Source organism: Azoarcus sp. PA01 (assembly GCA_001274695.2).
GTDB lineage: Bacteria > Pseudomonadota > Gammaproteobacteria > Burkholderiales > Rhodocyclaceae > Aromatoleum.
The window spans coordinates 2,234,519-2,252,555 of sequence record LARU01000002.1 but is presented as its reverse complement, the minus strand read 5'-3'; the positions used below and the strand labels follow the sequence as shown (position 1 = coordinate 2,252,555).

Sequence of the window (18,037 nt, the reverse complement as noted above, 5' to 3'; positions counted from 1 at the left end):
GTGTCGAAGATGCGGCACTTTCTTCCGCGCTCGCTTGTGGCGATTGCGGCCGGAAGTGGCGCGGAGTGGAGACCGATCCGCAGGACGGGACCGGGAAAAACGCCCCGTGCGGCGTCGGCCTTTCCGTTGCCGGGTTGGACCGCTCGGAACGCGCGAGGTTAGCTCTCTAGGCGGGAATCGCGGCGCCCGTCCTGCATGCGCGACGCAGCTGCCGATAGCGGCGCGCGGCCCGGAGTGCCGGTCGGCAAGTCGCGTTCAGCTGGGCGCCAAATGGGCGGTGCTCAGCGGACTTTCAGCAGTTCCACTTCGAACACCAGCGTCGCATTCGGCGGGATCACGCCACCGGCGCCGCGCGCGCCGTAGCCGAGTTCGGGCGGAATCGTCAGCTTGCGCCGGCCGCCTTCCTGCATGCCCTGCACGCCTTCGTCCCAGCCGCGGATAACGTGGCCGGCGCCGAGCGGAAATTCGAACGGATCGTTGCGATCCTTGCTCGAATCGAACTTGCGGCCGTCGGTGAGCCAGCCGGTGTAATGCACCGACACGCTCTTGCCTTTTTCGGCCGTCGCGCCGCTGCCGACCTCCATGTCTTCGATGATGAGGCCGCTGGCGGTCGTGGTCTGGGACATCGGTACTCTCCTGGTTGAGGGGAAAATCCGGATTCTACCCTCCACGCTTGCGCCGGCTGGCGAAGTTCTCGCGGAATTTCGCGATCTTCGGCGCGACGACATACTGGCAATACGACTGATCCGAGTTGCGCGCGTAATAATCGCGATGCACATCCTCCGCCGGCCAGAACGTGCCGGCCCGCTCGACTTTGGTCACGATCGCCGACGGATACACCCGCATCTCGCCCATTTCCTCGATCAGCGCGAGCGCCTCGTGCAACTGCTCGTCCGTCGTCGCGAAAATCGCGGAACGGTATTGCGTGCCGACGTCGTTGCCCTGCCGGTTGAGGCTCGTCGGGTCGTGGATGACGAAGAATATCTCCAGCAAATCACGGTAGCCGATCACTTCGGGATCGAACACGATGCGCACGGCTTCGGCGTGGCCGGTTCCGCCTTCGCACACCTGGCGATAGGACGGAGAATCGACGCGTCCGCCGGTATAGCCGGACGTCACCGATTCCACGCCTTCCACATCCTTGAACACCGCCTCCAGGCACCAGAAACAGCCACCGGCCAGAATGGCGGTTTCACGTGCCGCGGGCATTTCCTGTTCCGTCATACGGATCACCTCCTTGGGAATCGCTGCTGCTAGGACAACGCTGCGGCACGTGCATTCCCGTTTATTTGAAGGAGATTGTGTAATAGACGTCGGCCGAGTTGTCGCTGCCGCCGCGCGCCACGACGGAGACCTGTCGGGTCAGCTGGTAGGTCAGCTTGACGAGGCTTTCGGCGCCGCCGAGACTCTGCTCGAACGACAGGAACAGGTCCGACGACAGGCGCTTGCCGACCGACAGCACCTGTCCGCTGACGGTGCCTTCGCCGGTGACGACGGAACCTTCGCCGACCACCCGGCTCGTCGCACCGCGCGTGACGCTGCTGAGTTCCCCCTGCCCGATCGAGAACTGGTCGAAGCCGAGGCTGCGCGACAGCTGTTCGGTGATGCCGCCGCCCGGCCCGCCGAACAGCGCCTGCGCGGCCGGCAGCAGCAGGCCGAGGTCGGCGCCGCCGCCGGCCGTCGGCGGTCGGCCGAGGACGAGCCACGACAGTTTCTCCGGGTCCGGCACGTTCGGTTCGGACACCAGCCGCACCTGCGGCCGCCGTGCGCTGCCTACGATCGCGACTCCGGCTTCGACCGCGAGCCCTTTGCGCAGCGCGACGATGTTCAGGCCCGGGTTGTTCAGCGGTCCCTGGAAATTGATCCGGCCGCGCTCGATGACGAGGCTCTGGCCATAGCCTTGATAGGTGCCGCCGACGGTCGCGATCGTGCCGATCGCACTGAGCCGCTCGCCGTCGCGCACGCGCAGCTGCAGTTCGCCCGCGAGCCGCGTATCGACGCCGAGCGCCGACAGGTAGAGGTTCTCGCCGAGCGCGACCAGCACGTCGGCAGAGAGCTTGAAGCCGCCTTTGCCGGACGGCGTTTCGCGCCCGAGGATCACGACATCTTCGGAGAGGCTCGGCGGCGGCGAATCGGCGAGCTCGACGTATCCTGCGTCGGCACGAAACTCCGCCTCCAGGTGGAGGCTGGTCCACGTGCTCTGCGCGGTGCCGCCGCCGGAGAGGATCAGCCAGCGATCGGGCCGCTGCAGGATCGGCAGACGGTCGGCCTGGTAGACAAAACGCCCCGTTCCGCTGTCGAGCGCGATCTGGCCCGACGCGGTGAGGCGGCCCGGCTCGCGCGTGAAGCGCGCCACCGGCACGCGCCCGTCGGCGGGCCGGACGCGATTTGGCGACACGAACTCGAGGCGGACGAGGCGCAGCCGGTCGCGGTCGAACTCCGCGCGCAGTTCCCCCCCGCTCAGCTGCAGCCCTTCGTCGACGAGGGCGACCGACAGCCCGCGTCCGTCGACGCTGCCGCTCGCGCGCGGATCGGCCGCCGTGCCGGCGAGCGCGAAATCGGCCGCGAGGCTGCCGCCGGTGACGATGTTTTCCTGCATCAGGCGCCCGAGCCACGCGATCGACGGCATTTCCAGCCGCGCCGAGCCGAGCAGCGCCGCGTCCGGCACGAGCCGCCAGCCCGCGTCCGCGTCGCGTTCGGCGAGCGCGGTCGCCGAACCGACCAGTTCGCCGAGTTCGGAGCCTCGCGCGTCGAGCGACAGCGCGAGGCGGTTGTCGCGCGCAGTCAGTCGGGCTTCGAGATGTTCGAGGCCGAGCCGCGCCGGGAGCTCGCCGCTGACGCTCAGGTCGCCCGACTCGCGGTACACGCGCGCCCTGCCGTTCGCGCTCTGCCCGAGCTGCACGTCCCATTCGGCCCCGAGCACCAGCGCGCCGCGCTCGCGCCCAACACTCCCTTCGCGGCGCCCTTCGCTGCGTCCGTCGGGCCGGCTCGCGAGGCGCAGCGCGAGCCCGGTCAGCGAACCGCGGGCGGCGATCGACTGCGGCGTCCATTGCGTTTCGTCGAGCCGGATGCGGCCGCGCTCGCCGGCGTCGAACGTCGCCGTCCCGAGCGCGATGCGTTCGGCCCCGACCTGGAGCTGCGCCGGCGAAGTCAGCCGCGCTTCGAAACGCCCACCGGTTTCGAGCGTCGTCGCACGCCCCTGCCACGCGAAGCGCGCGCGCGGATCGGCGGGCGGCGCGGAGTCGGGTTTGGCTGCCCCTCGGGCCCCGCCTGCGGCGTTTGCCGAACCGCCAGCCTCGGGCGTCCTCACGAGCCTGCCTTCGAGGCGCATGCGCACCGTGTCGTCCTCGAGGCCGCTCGCCGTGAAGTCGATGACGTGCTCCGTGCCTTTCCCGCTGACGCCGAGCTTCGCGCGGTCGATGAGGTTCTCGTCCTCGCCGCGGCCCAATCCGCTGACGTCGAGCGCGAGTTCGAGTGGCCCGTCGATGCCGTCGGCGAACCGGCCGTGCGCGTCGACTCCCGCGACCCGCAGCCCGCCCGGCACGCGCAGCGCCGTCGCCGACAGGTCGAACCTCGCGCCGGGGCGCTCGAGCGTGCCGCTGACGGTCCCTTGGAGGCGCGCGCGGCCACCGAATTCATCGCCGAGCGCGGCGAGCGCCGGTGCATCAACGTCGATCTGCAGCTCGTCGCCGCGCCCGCCCCACGCGCCTTTCACCTGCACCCGGTTGCGCGCGAGCGTCAGGTCGATGTCGCTGTCGGCGAGCCGCTCGCCATCGATGACGACGTGGCCGTTTCCGTTCAGCGGCCGGCCTTCGAGCCGGCTCGGCTGCAGTTGCCAGCGGACGTCGAAACGCCGCGGCTCACCCAGTTCACCCCGCAGTTCGAAGCTCATGTTCAGGTTCGCGACAGGCGCGCGGCCAAGCAGCGCGTGCGGATCGAACGCCGCAAGCTGGCCGGTTGCGACAAGCGTTTGCGCACCGTCGTCCGTCGCCGTCAGTTCGCCGTCGGCACGAATCCGCGCGGCGCCGACGCGCAGTTCGAGCTGCGCCGTCTGCCGCGACGCGTCGCCTGCCGCTTCGACGGTGCCGGCGACTTCGCTTTTCGGCAGTCGCGCGTCGAGCCGGGCGGGATCGATGCCAGCGAGCTGCAGCATCGCGGTCACGCGTCCGAATGCGGTGCCGGTGTCCGGCGACCAGTGGACGTTTCCGGCGACGGTGCCGGCGCCGGGCAGCTCGACGAGCAGCGAATCGGCACTTGTTTCGGTCGGCGTCCAGCGCAGTTGCGCCGCGATGCGCTCGACCGGCACCGCGTTGCGGTCGAGCGTACCGGGCGCACGGTTCTCGATCGTGATCGGCCCCGAGAGCACCCACGCTTCGCCGGGAGCGGACGTGAGGTCGGCTTCGACACGCAGCGCGGCCTTCGGCGCGTCCGGCTGGAACGCGGACGGGTCGAGATCGCCGAGCGCGGCGCGCAGGCGGCGCAGCGGCACCGGCTCGAACGGCGCGGCGAGGATATCCGCGCTGCCGGATAGCCCTGCGCCTTCAGCTTCGACAAGCAGGTGCGGAGCGACGAGGTCGCCATCGGCGCGAAGGTTCAGCGTGTAGGCATGGCCAGCGCGCTCGCCTTGCAGCGCGCCGCTCGCCGACAGCGCGAACGGCGCCGCGCCGCCGTCGATTTCGCCGGACAGGCTCGCCTGGCCGAACGGCAGCGTCGCGGAGAGGGCTTCGATCCGATGGTGCCGCCCGTCGCTCGCGAGCGTAGCCGCGAGCGACGAGAGTTCGAACTTCACTGCCTCGGCCGGCGCCGCATTGGCCCCTTCGGCCGGCCAGTCGAGCACCGCGACGCGTCCGACCTGCAGCGCCCGCAACGACAGCGAGAACGGCAGTTCGAGCGTTGCCGGAGGACCTTGGGAGGGAGCGGGCGCGTCAGCGGGGCGACGTGCCAGCGTGACTTCGTCGATCGTGACCGACGCGATGTCGAGATGGCGGTCGAACAGCAGCGCCACAGGGTTCCACTGCAGCGCCAGGTTGTCGAGCCGCAGCCGCAGGTCCGGGGTGGCGACGCGCAGCGCGCCGATCCGGAGCGGCCCGGCGAGACGACCGGCCGCGTTCTCGACGACGACCTGCCCGCCGCTCAGGCGTCCGACCGCGTCGGCGGCAAGGCGTAGGCCGGATTCAGTGCGCACCAGCCACGTCGCGAACAGCGCCGCTGCCACGACGAGCAGCAGCACGACGAGCAGCAGTCCGGCCGCGATGCGGAAAAATGGGCGCCGCACCGAAGTCTCGACTGCGGGCGCCATCGTCGGTCCAGCTCAGCCGAACAGCGCGCGCAATCCCTCGCCCGGGTCCGGCACGCGCATGAACGCTTCGCCGACGAGGAAAGCATTGACCGCGTTCGCCCGCATCAGCGCGACGTCCGCGGGCGCGAGGATGCCCGATTCGGTGACGACGATGCGCCCGGCCGGGACGCGCGCGAGCAGATCGAGCGTCGTCTGCAGGCTGACGTCGAAGGTGCGCAGGTTGCGGTTGTTGATGCCGACGAGCGGCGTCGAGAGCTGCAGCGCGACATCGAGCTCGGCCGCGTCGTGCGCCTCAACGAGCACCGCCATGCCGAGGCTCGCAGCAATCGCTTCCATATCGCGCATCACCGCGAGCTCGAGCGCTGCGACGATCAGCAGCACCGCATCCGCGCCCATCGCGCGCGCGTCATACACCTGCCACGGGTCGACGAGAAAATCCTTGCGCAGCACCGGCAGGCCGCAGGCCGCCCGCGCTGCCTGCAGATACGCCGGCGCCCCCTGGAAGAACTGCCGGTCGGTCAGCACCGACAGACACGCGGCGCCGCCGCGCTCGTACTGCAGCGCGATCTCGGCGGGGCGGAAATCCTCGCGGATCACCCCTTTCGACGGGCTCGCCTTCTTGATCTCGGCGATCACCGCAGCGTCTCCGGCGGCGATCTTCGCGCCGATCGCGCCGACGAAATCGCGCGGCGCAGCGAGCGCTTCGGCTTCGGCACGGACTTGTGCGAGAGGGCGTGCCGCGCGGCCTTTGGCGACTTCGTCGCGCTTGACCGCGAGGATTTTGTCGAGGATGTCGCTCATCGTTGCGCTCACGCGAACTTGCGGTTGAAGGCGATGAACTCGTCGAGCTTCGCGCGCGCCGCGCCGCTCTCGATCAGCTCACGTGCGCGCCGGATGCCGAGGTCGATCGAATCGACGAGGTTCGCGGTGTAGAGCGCGACACCAGCATTGAGGATGACGATTTCGCGCGCCGGACCGGCCTGGTTGTCGAGCACGCCGAGCAACATCGCTTTCGATTCGTCGGCGGTCTCGACCCGCAGGTTGCGGCTGCCGACCATCTGCAGGTCGAAGTCCTCCGGGTGAATCTGGTATTCGCGGATTTCGCCGTCCTTGAGCTCGCCGACCATCGTCGCCGCGCCGAGGCTCACTTCGTCCATGCCGTCCAGCCCATGGACGACGAGCACGTGATCCGCGCCGAGGCGCTGCATCACCCGCGCCTGGATGCCGACGAGGTCGGGATGGAACACGCCCATCAGCGTGTTCGGCGCACCGGCCGGGTTCGTCAGCGGCCCGAGGATGTTGAAGATCGTGCGCACCCCCATTTCGCGGCGCACCGGCGCGACGTTCTTCATCGCGCTGTGGTGGGCCGGCGCGTACATGAAGCCGATGCCGGTCGCCTCGATCGATTCGGCAACCTGCTCCGGCGTCAGGCCGAGCTTCACGCCGAGCGCCTCGAGCACGTCGGCAGCGCCGCTTTTCGACGACACGCTGCGCCCGCCATGCTTGGCGACGCGCGCGCCGCCGGCGGCGGCGACGAAAATCGTCGTCGTCGAGATATTGAACGTGTTGGCACCGTCGCCGCCGGTGCCGACGACATCGAGGAAGTTCTGGTCCGCGCCCGGCACGCGCACCGGCGTCGACATCTCGCGCATCACCGTCGCTGCCGCGGTGATCTCGCCGATCGTCTCCTTCTTGACGCGCAGGCCGGTGAGGATCGCCGCAGTCATCACCGGCGAGATCTCGCCAGCCATGATCTGGCGCATCAGCGACAGCATCTCGTCATAGAAAATCTCGCGGTGGTCGATCGTGCGCTGCAGCGCTTCCTGGGCGGTGATGGTCATGGCGGGCCTGTAGGAGCAATTCGTAAAAGTGGGCGGGAGCGTTTCGCGGCGTCCCGGCGCCGGTTTCAGTTCTGTTCGAGGAAGTTCCGCAGCAGCTGGTGGCCGTGGTCGGAGAGGATCGACTCGGGGTGGAACTGCACCCCTTCGACCGCGAGCGTGCGGTGCCGCACGCCCATGATCTCGCCGTCTTCGGTCCACGCCGTAATCTCGAGACAGTCGGGCAGGCTGTCGCGTTCGATCGCGAGCGAATGATAGCGGGTGCAGGTCACCGGGTTCGGCAACGCACGAAACACCCCCTGCCCTTCGTGGAACACCGGCGACGTCTTGCCGTGCATCGGGCGCTGCGCATGGACGACCCGGCCGCCGAACGCCGCGCCGATGCTCTGGTGCCCGAGGCACACGCCCAGGATCGGCAGCTTGCCGGCGAACTCGCGGATCGCCGCGACCGAGATTCCCGCTTCGGCCGGCGTGCACGGACCGGGCGAAATCACCAGCTGCGCGGGTTTCATCAGCGCGAGCTGTTCGAGCGTGATCTCGTCGTTGCGATACACCTTGACGTCCGCCCCGAGCTCGCCGAAATACTGGACGAGGTTGTAGGTGAAGCTGTCGTAGTTGTCGATCATCAGCAGCATATTCGATGCATCCTATTGATTTATTTCTTTTTTACCACAATCCTCATTTGGACACCCCCTTTCTTGCGCACTGGACAAGGCAGGGTCACACGCAGAAGGGGAGGCTCGCGCGCCCACACAGGCGCAACAGGTCAATCAGGCGGCAGGCTTTCGCCAGCGCCGACGATGGAGAGCCGCAGAGGATGAGGAAAACGCGGACATAGGATTGGATTGTATCGAATCCGATGCGACCCCACATGGAGGCGTCGTCAGGCTCATTTCGCGGCTGCCGTCACGTTGCCATCGCCAACAATCCTCTCGGCCTTGAGCAACAGCGGCTGGCAGAGCCGGTCATCGCGCTGGGCACGGCCAGGTTTCACTCGCAGTGGGTCCAAAGGCGATGAACCTTAAGGAACCGCTGATTTTTTCCCCGTCACCGGTCCGCGGCTGGCATGCCTTTGAGATAATGGCGGCTGTTGACCGACGACGAGACCTGAACCGACGCAATCGAGCTCTTCCGAGCTGGAGTACGCTGCCAAGAAGAAGCAGACGCGGCGCGACCGGTTGCGCGCCGAGGTCGAGGCGGTGACGCCGTGGGCGGCGCGGGGCGCCGAGATCGGGGGTTCTATCCGAAGGGCGAAGGCCGCGGTCGGGCGCCGGTGGGTATGGCGCGGATGCTGCGGACGTAGGTGGCACAGCAGTGCTTCGGGTTGTCGGACGAGGGGATCGAGGACGCGATCTACGACAGCCAGAATTGACGTAGCTGGACGGCGCCTCAGCGTTCCCGCTGCCAGATCAGGCGATCATTGCGGAATACTTGCTTCACCCTATGCAGCGGAAAACTGCGCGTGTGGCCTTCGTCGTCGACGAGCCTGAGCATCGCGCGGTTTTCGGGGTCGAACGACAGGTCGCGCAGATCGACGCGGACGATGCGGCGCTCGACCCGGTCGTAATAGCCGAGCTCGAACTGCGCGGCGCCGAAGGCCTCGTCCCAGCGGATGCGGCTCAACAGTTCGTGCAGGGGTGTCATGACGCGCTCCAGCCTGCGGTGGATCACGAAGTGCTAACGGATGCCGCGCCCGGCCGGAATTTTCAGAAGTTTGGCGGCTTTGAGGAGGCCTTCGTCGAGGGTCAGGATTTTGTCTGCCCGCTGGTTCCTGGCGATGGCCAGATGCAGCGCATCGCCGCCGCGCAAGCCCGTGTCGAATCGGACGAGCAACGTCCTGGCCAGTTCATAGTCGGCTGCGCTGGGCAGCCAGACCTGACAGGACTCCTGAAGCAGTGTCTCGAACTCCGCGATGACCGCTTCTGCGGTCTGGGTACTGAAGTGTTTCATCCGCACTTCCCGGGCCATCAGGCTGCAAAACTCGACGCGCGTCCATTGGCTGACCGCGAGACTCCCGGCCGCCTGTTCTATCAGGAATGCTTCGACTTGTGGACTCACGTCCTCATTCAACACCAAGGGGGCGACGAAACTGGTGTCCAGATAGAGCATCTCAGCGCTCTTCGTCGCGCAGGCTGCGAATCAGGGTCGCGGAGGGGTGTTCGAGACGTTGCAACTGGGCGCGAAATCGCGCGCGAGAGGCAAGCGGCACTTTCGTCTTCTCGACCCCGCTCAGGCGGACGATGGGCTGCCCGTGCCGGGTAATCACCACTTCTTCGCCTCCGGCGACCTGAGTAACGAGTTCGCTGAAATGCGCTTTGGCTTCCGCCAGACTGACTGTGCGCATGACCTGCTCCCTGTTGGTCATAAAACTGGTCAAATGATACGCGGGCGGAGGCCACGTTCAAAGTAGCGACGTGGGGCCGGAAGCAGTGTCAATCGTTGTCCTTCAGCCAGTCGGGCAACTCCCGGCTGCCCGCGTTCTCCTGGACGTACTGGCGGATCAGGCGGCGCACGACCTGCGACGGCGTCAGGTCCTTGCTCGCGCAGATTTCCTCGAAGAGCTTCTTCTTCTGCGGATCGATCAGCAGGGTCAGGCGGGCAGTGCGGTTTTCTTTCATATCGATTAACATGAAATTAACATTGAGCGTGCGATTGTTTGCAATGTAATGTGCACCTGTTGCGAGCGCAATGGGCAAACGCAAGGAGGCCGCGGGTGAGCGACAGCGAGACCTTTCTGGGCTGGTGCAGTTTGCTGGCGCTGCGCGGCGACGGTCATCCGTTCGTCGTCGACGCCGACGGCCAGCGCACGCTGCAGTTCGATGGGCTGACGATCCAGAGCCAGATGGCGCTCGACGATCCGGACGCGCTCGCGCTCGACTACACCCGCACGATGATGGGCTTCCTGCTGTTCCACGCCGCGCCGCGTCATGTCGCGATGATCGGCCTCGGCGGCGGCTCGCTGCTCAAATACTGCCTCAAGACGATGCCCGCAACCCGCGTCACCGCCGTCGAAATCAACCCGGAAGTGATCGCCCTTCGCGATGCGTTCGGAATCCCGCCGGACGGGCCGCGTTTACAGGTGGTGTGTCGCGACGGCGCCGAATACGTGCGCGACCCCGGCGAAGCGCCGGACGTGCTTCTCGTCGACGGCTTCGATGCCGCCGGAATGCCGGAGCAACTGTGCTCGGCCGGCTTCTACGATCACTGCTGCGCGACGCTGGCGGAAGGCGGCATGATGGTGGTGAACCTGTGGTCGGGCGACCGACGCTACGGGCTTTATGCGTCGCGCATCCGCGACAGCTTCGACGGCAGGATGGTCGCCGTGCGCGCCGACGAAGACTCGAACCGCATCGTGTTCGCGAGCAAGGATCGGCATTTTCCGCCGGGCCGGGCGCAACTGCTCGAGCGCGCCCGGGCGCTCGCACTCGATCATCCGTTCGGCCTGGGGCCGCTGGCGCAGCGCATCCGGCACCGGCTCGATCAGCGCCGCGAGGATCGCGACGACCCATGGCCGTCCGCCAAGGGCCACCGCTGAAAGCCGGGCGGGCGGGCACCGCGCGCGATTTCGCCCCTGCCTCAAATCAATCTTGCGCACGCTGCGGGGCACCGCACGAGCCTGCGTCAATGGCGCCACAATGCGCCCCCGGCTCCCCTCGCAACAGGTCGCAGACGGCAACAGGCAGCGTGGACGGCAGGGCTCGGTCGCTGCCCCGGCGAGACTGTAAGCGGATGAATACGTGCATGAGTTTTCCCCGCCGGAGTGCTTCAATAGGCATACGCAGTTCATCCACTTAATCCATACGTCAAGTCGACGTGATGCGACGAGGAAGGAGACAGGCCCATGGAAGAATTCGCTTCGCGCGTTTGCGCAGCGGGTCGTGCAGCGGTGACCCGCTGCGCCCGTTCGCGCCCCGCAGCATGCGGCCCGAATACTCTTTGTGGATCGATGACATGATCCGCGACGACACCGGCCCGGTCACTGTCGATCCGTTCTGGCCCGGCCTCGCTTCGACCGCGTACTCGCCACCGCACAAGCGGCGGCGCATCGCCGTCTTCGGCCTGAGTTTCCTGTTGCTGGCCGCCGCGAGCCTGATCTACGACTACTCGCGTCCCGCCGAATACCGCACCGTCGCGCAGCTGCGGATCGACATGCCGGGCAACGGCGACACCGCCGACGAACGCAGGACGGCGGCCCGGGCGGCGTTCCTGACCGAAATCGAAGTGCTCACGAGCCGCCCGCTCGTCGAGAAAGCGGCCGCCCGGCTCGCCGCCGTCGGGACGCCACTGCCGGCCGGCGCCGACGAGGGCGGCGATGGCGTCGAGGACTATCGGCGCATGCTCGACGCGACGCCGGTCGAAGGAACCGACGTTGTCGAGCTCGCAGCGAGCGGCCGGCCGGCCGAAGCGCTCGCGCCGCTCGTCAACGCGTTGATCGACACTTACCGCAGCGAGCTCACCGAGCGTTATCGCCAGGATTCGGGCAGCCGTGCGACCCGGGCGCAGGACGAAGCCGCGAAACTCGAAGAGCGCGTCGCCGAGAAGCGCCGTGCGCTCGACGACTACCGCCGCGACCACGACATCGTCTCGCTGGAACGTGATGAAAACCGCGTCCTCACCCAGGTCAAGGGCGTCGGACAATCGCTGAACGCGGCGAACGACCGGCTCGTCGCCGCCGAAGCGAAGCTGCGTTCGCTGCGCGATTCGATTGCCGCCGGTAAATCGATCGTCCGCGCGCGCGACAACCCGACGCTGTCGAACCTCGAGCAGCGTGCGTCGCAGTTGCGCGAGGAGCAGCACGAGCTGGAGCGGGTTTATACCCCGGACTTCCTCGCGTTCGATCCGCGCGCGAAGGCGCTGCGCATGCGGATCGCGAGCCTGGACGAACAGATGAAGCAGGTCCGCGAAAAGGGGCAGCAGGCAGCGCTGAGCGACGCTGAAGAGGAAGTCGCAGCGGCGCGCGCGGCTGTCGACCGGCTGACGCAACAGGCGGGCGGCGAGCGGCGGACGGTCCAGGCGTTCACGGCGCGGCTGGGCGAGTTCAAGGCGATGCAGGAGGAGCTCACCGGACTCGAGCAAATGCACCGCGCAGCCGTCGTCACGGCGACCGGATTGCAGGCTGCCGAGCGCATCCGCGTCCCGGAAGTCACGACGCTCGAAGCGGCTTACCCGCCGGCCGAGCCGTGGCGTCCCCAGTACGGCCGGGACGCGGCGATCGGCGTGACGGCGTCGCTGCTGCTCGCGCTGCTGACGACGTGGATCGTCGAGCTGTTCAACCGCAGCGCCCCGGCTCCGTCGCTCGTCATTGCACCCGCGTGGCCGCGCAGCGTGCAGCTGCCGACGGCGCGCTCGCCTGAGACACTCGGTCAGTTCGCGCCGTCGGCGCTGCTCGCCGGCGCGGCGCCAGTGCTGCGCGAACTCGACGAAGCCGAGATCGCGCAGCTGCTCGACGAACTGCCCGACGACGCTCGCGTCGGCGCGCTGGCGCTGCTTTCCGGCCTGTCGTTCGACGAGCTCGCAGGGCTGAAATGGCCGGCCCTCGATCTGGCCGAGCGCCGCATTCTCCTGCCCGATCGGGTCGTACCGCTGTCTGCGGCGTTCGCGGCGCAGTTGGGCCGGTACCGCGAACACCGTCCCGAGACGGCCGACGGCCCTGTCGTCCCCGCCGCGAGCGGCGGAACGCCCGACGCACTCGACGCGACGCTTCTTTACGCCGCCCACGACGCGGGCGTTCCGGGCGCAGACGAGATCACGGGCGCGGCGCTGCGCCACAGCTACATTGCCTACCTCGTGCGCCAAGGCGTGCGCTTCGCCGATCTGTCCGGCATCGTCGGGCGGCTCCCCGCCGACCTGCTCGGCGCCTACACGGCGCTGTCGCCGGCGGGCAGAAAGCGCCCGATCGAAGAGATCGACCGGACTCATCCGGCGCTGCATCGCATACGCTGCGATTGAGCCCTGCAGGCGGCAGGAGAAGTCCGCAGACTTTTACCGGAAGCAGTCGACCTCGTGGATTCGACGTCGTACCTTCACAATCCCTGCGCTTTCGCCCACTGCAGGATCTGCCCGGTGTTCATCGCCCCGGACTGGCGCGCGACTTCGCGGCCGGCGCGGAACAGCACCATCGTCGGGATGCTGCGGATCGCGTAGCGCCCCGCGAGATCCTGCGCCTCCTCGGTATTGACTTTCGCGAGGCGGACATGCGGCTCGAGCTTCGCCGCGGCCTCTTCGAACGCCGGCGCCATCGTCCGGCACGGGCCGCACCACGACGCCCAGAAATCGACGAGCAGCGGCAGCTCGCCGTGACCTGCATGCACGTCGAAACTCGCGGCGTCGAGTTCGACCGGATGGCCGGTGAAGAGCGCCCGATGGCATTTGCCGCAGTTCGGGTCGTCGCTGAGACGCCCGCCGGGCAAGCGGTTCAGGACGTGGCAGTGCGGACAGGCAATGGTCACGGTTTCGGTCATCGGGGCCTCCCATGATGGTGTGCGGGGTGACGGGGAAAGAACAGCGGATGAATGCGATCGCGGCATCGCTCATTCAGAGGCTCTCCGGGCGATCGGGTTCAATACGGCTTGCGCATTCCGCTCGAAAAGCACCGGGGCAGCCTGCAGCCGCCCGCCCCGTCAAGAACGGCGGCGGCGCCGAAGCGGCCCGAATTGCCGCGCTCGCGCGAACTCCGCGCGTCGCTGTGCTGTCGCACGCTTGCGGCGAGTTTGCGACGCCGTGACATTTTGCTCCAAGCCACGTCCGGCCCGGCTCGGGAGGAGGCATCGATGGCGCCCGCAAGCCTGCTCGACCTCATCGGCAACACGCCACTGCTGCCGATCACCCGCATCGATACCGGGTCATGCGAGCTTTTCATCAAGCTCGAAAGCCAGAATCCCGGCGGCTCGATCAAGGATCGCATTGCCGTGTCGATGATCGACGCGGCCGAGCGCGAGGGCCGCATCCGCCCCGGCGGCACGCTGATCGAGGCGACCGCCGGCAACACCGGCCTCGCGCTCGCGCTCGTCGGCCTCGCGAAAGGCTACCGCACGAAGCTCGTGATGCCGGACAAGATGAGCCAGGAGAAGATCTTCCACCTGCGCGCGCTCGGCGCCGAAATCGTCATGACGCGCTCGGATGTCGGCAAAGGCCATCCCGAGTATTACCAGGACATGGCCGAGGCGATCGCCGCGCGCACGCCGAACTCGGTCTATATCAACCAGTTCGGCAATTCCGCGAACCCGGACGCGCACGAGCAGACGACCGGCCCGGAGATCTGGGCGCAGACCGGCGAGCGGCTCGATGCGGTCGTCTGCGGCGTCGGCAGTGGCGGCACGCTGACCGGACTGACACGTTATTTCCGCAAGGTCGCGCCGCACGTGAAAATGGTGCTCGCCGACCCGGCCGGTTCGGTGCTCGCGCATTTTGTCAGGACCGGCGAAATGAGCGACGCCGGCGCGTGGCTCGTCGAAGGCATCGGCGAGGACTTCGTGCCGCCGATCGCCGACCTCTCGGGGGTCGCCGACGCCTATACGATCGACGACGCCGAGAGCTTCGCGGCGGCGCGCGAGCTGCTCGCGAAGGAAGGCATCTTGGCCGGCTCGTCGTCAGGCACGCTGCTCGCCGCGGCGCTGCGCTACTGCCGCAGCCGCGAGCGGCCCGAGCGCGTCGTGACTTTCGCGTGCGACAGCGGCAACAAGTACCTGTCGAAAATGTTCAACGACTTCTGGATGTACGACCAGGGTTTCCTCGCGCACCCCGCCCGCGGTGACCTGACCGACCTCGTGCAGCGGCGCTACGCCGAAGGCTCGGTCGTCACGGTGCGCCCGGACGACACGCTGCTGACCGCGTTCGGCCGCTTCAAGCTGTACCAGGTGTCGCAGCTGCCGGTCGTGGACGGCAACGACGTCGTCGGCATCATCGACGAGTCCGACGTGCTGCACGCGGTCGTCAGCGAAGCGACGCACTTCGGCGACACGGTGTCATCGGTGATGAGCACGCGGCTCGAAACCCTGCAGCCGGACGCGCCGCTCGCGCGCGTGGTACAGATCCTCGACCAGGGCATGGTCGTGATCGTCATGGACGGCGATACTTTCGTCGGCCTGATCACGCGCATCGACCTGCTGAACCACCTGCGTCGCCGGGTCAAGCGACCATGACCGACAAAGCCGGATTCTCGACGCTCGCCGTGCATGCCGGGCAGGCACCGGACCCGGCGACCGGCGCGGTAATCACGCCGATCTACGCGACTTCGACGTACGCGCAGACGAGCCCGGGCGTGCATAAGGGGCTCGACTACGCGCGCAGCCACAACCCGACGCGCTGGGCGTACGAGCGCTGCATCGCGGCGCTCGAAGACGGCGCCGCGGGCTTTGCGTTCGGCTCCGGCATGGCGGCGGCCGCGACGGTGCTCGAACTCCTCGACGCCGGCGCGCACGTCGTCGCGCTCGACGATCTCTACGGCGGCACGCGGCGCCTGTTCGAGCGCGTGCGGCGGCGCTCGGCGGGCCTGCGCTTCAGCTATTCGACGCTCGCTTCCGAAGCCGAGCTCGAAGCGGCGATCACGCCCGAGACGCGGATGATCTGGGTCGAGTCGCCGAGCAACCCGCTGCTGAAGCTCGTCGACCTCGAAGTCGTCGCGCGCGTCGCGAAGCGCCGCGGCGTGCTCGCGGTCGCCGACAACACGTTCGCGTCGCCATGGGTGCAGCGCCCGCTCGCGCTCGGCTTCGACGTCGTCGTACATTCGGCGACGAAATACCTCAACGGCCACTCGGACGTCGTCGGCGGCGTCGCCGTCGTGCGCGACGCCGCGCTCGCCGAGCGGCTCGGCTTCCTGCAGAACGCGGTCGGCGCGATTCCCGGCGCGTTCGACTGCTTCCTCGTCAACCGCGGCCTGAAAACGCTCGCGCTGCGCATGGAACGCCACTGCGCCAACGGCCTCGCGGTCGCGCAGTGGCTCGAGCGCCATCCGAAAATCGCACGGGTGATCTATCCCGGCCTGCCGAGCCACCCGCAGCACGAACTCGCGTGCCGTCAGATGCGCGGCTTCGGCGGCATGGTGACGGCGGTGCTGAAAGGCGCAGAGGACGAAGCGCGGCGCTTTCTCGAACATTGCGAGCTGTTCACGCTCGCCGAGAGCCTCGGCGGCGTCGAGAGCCTCATCGAACATCCGGCGATCATGACGCACGCATCGGTGCCGGCGGAAGTGCGCGCCGCGCTCGGCATCGGCGACGCGCTCGTGCGCCTGTCGGTCGGCATCGAGGATCTGGACGACCTGGTCGCGGACCTCGATCGCGCGCTCGCGGCAGTCTAGGGAGCGGATCGCGCTGCCGGCCGCGCGTTCAGTCGACCCGCGTATCGAGCCCCGATTCGGCCATTTCCGCCGCGCGCAGCATCGCGCGCGCCTTGTTCTGCGTCTCGGTCCATTCGGCGTCGGGGTTCGAATCGGCGACGATGCCGGCGCCCGCCTGGACGTGGATATGGCCGTCCTTGATGACTGCGGTGCGGATCGCGATCGCCAGATCCATGTCGCCGTGGAAACCGATGTAGCCGGCAGCGCCGGCGTAGATGCCGCGCTTGACCGGCTCGAGCTCGTCGATGATCTCCATCGCGCGCAGCTTCGGCGCGCCCGACACGGTGCCTGCCGGGAACGTCGCGCGCAGCACGGCGAGCGCGTTGAGCCCGTCCTTCAGCCGCCCTTCGACGTTCGAGACGATGTGCATCACGTGCGAGTAACGCTCGACCGTGAATTGCTCGGTGACTTTCACGCTGCCGATCTCGGCGACGCGGCCGGCGTCGTTGCGCCCGAGGTCGAGGAGCTGCAGGTGCTCGGCGCGTTCCTTCTTGTCGGCGAGAAGATCCGCTTCGAGCGCGAGGTCGTCCGCGGCCGTCGCGCCGCGCGGGCGCGTGCCGGCGATCGGCCGCACCGTGACGCGCTTGCCGCCGCCGTCCTCGTCGAGCCGCACGAGGATCTCCGGCGACGCGCCGACGACGTGAAAGTCCTCGAAGTTGAAATAGAACAGATACGGCGACGGGTTCAGCGTGCGGATCGCGCGATACAGCGCCATCGGGCTCGCCGCATACGGCTTGCTCATGCGCTGCGACAGCACGACCTGCATGATGTCGCCGTCGATGATGTACTGCTTCGCGCGGTTGACCGCCGCCTTGAACGCGTCCTCGCCGAAGCTCGACGTCGCGGGCTGCGATTCGGCGTGCGCGTCGGCGGGAATCGTCGCCGGCGCGCGCAGCCGCGCGAGCAGGTCGCGCAGGCGTTTTTTCGCGCGCTTGAACGCGCCCGGCACTTCGGGTTCCGCATACACGACCAGCGTCAGCTTGCCGGAGAGGTTATCGACGATCGCGATTTCCTCGGACAGCAGCAGCAGGATGTCGGGCGTGCCGATCGTGTCGGTCTTCTCGGTCTTCGCGAGGCGCGGCTCAATGTAGCGCACCGTGTCGTAGCCGAAGCAGCCGACCAGACCGCCGGCGAAGCGCGGCAGGCCGTCGCGCGGCGGCACCTTGATGCGCGCCATGAACTCGGCGACGTAGTTCAGCGGGTCGCCGTAGTCGCGCCGCTCGACGAGGCGGTTGCCGGTCAAGAGCAGCGCCGAGCGGCCGTAGACTTCGATGCGCGTCGAGGCCGCCAGACCGATCATCGAGTAGCGGCCGAAGCGCTCGCCCCCCTGCACCGATTCGAGCAGGTAGCTGTAGGGTTCGTTGGCGAGCTTCAGGTAGATCGACAGCGGCGTGTCGAGGTCGGCAAAAGTTTCGAGCGTGACCGGAATGCGGTTGTAGCCCTGCGCGGCCAGCGCGTTGAATTCGTGCTCAAGCATGGAAATTCCACAAAAAACGGTTCGATCGGGACAAGGAGTGCGGGCGCGCGGGCGTCCCGCGAAAGCGGTCGTGTTTTAGTGGCCCGCAG

General features: G+C 67.9%; 16 protein-coding genes and 1 pseudogene. 5 read left to right on the top strand and 12 right to left on the bottom strand.

All coding sequences use genetic code 11. The features are described from left to right. Nucleotides 1–281 precede the first annotated feature (281 nt). From PA01_11415 to PA01_11390, 6 genes are all read right to left on the bottom strand, one after another. Entirely contained in the window at nt 282–626 is a 345-nt protein-coding gene (locus PA01_11415; protein ID KON82117.1) for an FKBP-type peptidyl-prolyl cis-trans isomerase, read from the bottom strand. Between the two features lie 34 nt (nt 627–660). After that, nucleotides 661–1,224, bottom strand: a complete 564-nt coding sequence (msrA, locus tag PA01_11410) for a peptide-methionine (S)-S-oxide reductase MsrA (protein ID KON82116.1) — start codon at nt 1,222–1,224, stop codon at nt 661–663. A gap of 61 nt (nt 1,225–1,285) precedes the next feature. Next, nucleotides 1,286–5,299 (bottom strand): translocation/assembly module TamB domain-containing protein, encoded by a 4,014-nt coding sequence (locus PA01_11405; GenBank protein KON82115.1) that lies wholly within the window; start codon nt 5,297–5,299, stop codon nt 1,286–1,288. A gap of 12 nt (nt 5,300–5,311) precedes the next feature. Continuing rightward, nucleotides 5,312–6,100: an indole-3-glycerol phosphate synthase TrpC gene (trpC, locus tag PA01_11400; protein ID KON82114.1), complete on the bottom strand. Its 789-nt coding sequence runs from the start codon at nt 6,098–6,100 to the stop codon at nt 5,312–5,314. Between the two features lie 8 nt (nt 6,101–6,108). Then, the gene (gene trpD / locus PA01_11395; protein KON82113.1) at nt 6,109–7,140 is read right to left on the bottom strand and encodes an anthranilate phosphoribosyltransferase; all 1,032 of its coding nucleotides are present in this window, start codon (nt 7,138–7,140) and stop codon (nt 6,109–6,111) included. A gap of 65 nt (nt 7,141–7,205) precedes the next feature. Continuing rightward, on the bottom strand, nt 7,206–7,772 hold the full coding sequence (locus PA01_11390; protein ID KON82112.1) for an aminodeoxychorismate/anthranilate synthase component II: 567 nt from the start codon (nt 7,770–7,772) through the stop codon (nt 7,206–7,208). A gap of 501 nt (nt 7,773–8,273) precedes the next feature. Between PA01_11390 and PA01_18840 the strand changes: the two are divergent. Continuing rightward, nucleotides 8,274–8,503, top strand: a pseudogene (locus PA01_18840) (transposase). 23 nt (nt 8,504–8,526) lie between these two features. On the opposite strand, the gene PA01_11385 reads toward PA01_18840, so the two are convergent. Genes PA01_11385 through PA01_11370 form a run of 4 tightly spaced genes read right to left on the bottom strand, consistent with a single transcriptional unit; the run spans nt 8,527 to nt 9,767 of the window. Beyond that, the gene (locus PA01_11385; GenBank protein ID KON82111.1) at nt 8,527–8,781 is read right to left on the bottom strand and encodes a DUF504 domain-containing protein; all 255 of its coding nucleotides are present in this window, start codon (nt 8,779–8,781) and stop codon (nt 8,527–8,529) included. A gap of 33 nt (nt 8,782–8,814) precedes the next feature. Next, a complete protein-coding gene (locus PA01_11380) occupies nt 8,815–9,246 on the bottom strand; it encodes a type II toxin-antitoxin system VapC family toxin (protein ID KON82110.1) in 432 nt (143 codons plus the stop codon). Nucleotide 9,247: 1 nt separating this feature from the next. Beyond that, nucleotides 9,248–9,514 carry a type II toxin-antitoxin system prevent-host-death family antitoxin gene (locus tag PA01_11375; GenBank protein KON82109.2) on the bottom strand — a complete coding sequence of 89 codons (267 nt, stop codon included), beginning with the start codon at nt 9,512–9,514 and terminating at the stop codon, nt 9,248–9,250. 55 nt (nt 9,515–9,569) lie between these two features. Continuing rightward, nucleotides 9,570–9,767, bottom strand: a complete 198-nt coding sequence (locus PA01_11370; protein ID KON82108.2) for a CopG family transcriptional regulator — start codon at nt 9,765–9,767, stop codon at nt 9,570–9,572. A gap of 83 nt (nt 9,768–9,850) precedes the next feature. Here PA01_11370 and PA01_11365 point away from each other — a divergent pair, with 83 nt between their 5' ends. Further along, complete coding sequence (locus PA01_11365; GenBank protein ID KON82107.1) at nt 9,851–10,672, top strand: transferase; 822 nt, start codon at nt 9,851–9,853, stop codon at nt 10,670–10,672. Between the two features lie 416 nt (nt 10,673–11,088). Next, entirely contained in the window at nt 11,089–13,086 is a 1,998-nt protein-coding gene (locus PA01_11360) for a hypothetical protein (protein ID KON82106.2), read from the top strand. Nucleotides 13,087–13,160: 74 nt separating this feature from the next. On the opposite strand, the gene trxC is transcribed toward PA01_11360, so the two are convergent. After that, on the bottom strand, nt 13,161–13,598 hold the full coding sequence (gene trxC / locus PA01_11355) for a thioredoxin TrxC (protein KON82105.1): 438 nt from the start codon (nt 13,596–13,598) through the stop codon (nt 13,161–13,163). Between the two features lie 309 nt (nt 13,599–13,907). Between trxC and PA01_11350 the strand changes: the two genes are divergently transcribed. Further along, nucleotides 13,908–15,278 carry a pyridoxal-phosphate dependent enzyme gene (locus PA01_11350; protein KON82104.1) on the top strand — a complete coding sequence of 457 codons (1,371 nt, stop codon included), beginning with the start codon at nt 13,908–13,910 and terminating at the stop codon, nt 15,276–15,278. Continuing rightward, nucleotides 15,275–16,432: a PLP-dependent aspartate aminotransferase family protein gene (locus tag PA01_11345; GenBank protein KON82103.1), complete on the top strand. Its 1,158-nt coding sequence runs from the start codon at nt 15,275–15,277 to the stop codon at nt 16,430–16,432. The genes PA01_11350 and PA01_11345 overlap by 4 nt, the downstream gene beginning before the upstream one ends. Before the next feature lie 28 nt (nt 16,433–16,460). On the opposite strand, the gene trpE is transcribed toward PA01_11345, so the two are convergent. Beyond that, nucleotides 16,461–17,948, bottom strand: a complete 1,488-nt coding sequence (gene trpE / locus PA01_11340; protein KON82102.1) for an anthranilate synthase component I — start codon at nt 17,946–17,948, stop codon at nt 16,461–16,463. Between the last annotated feature and the right edge of the window lie 89 nt (nt 17,949–18,037).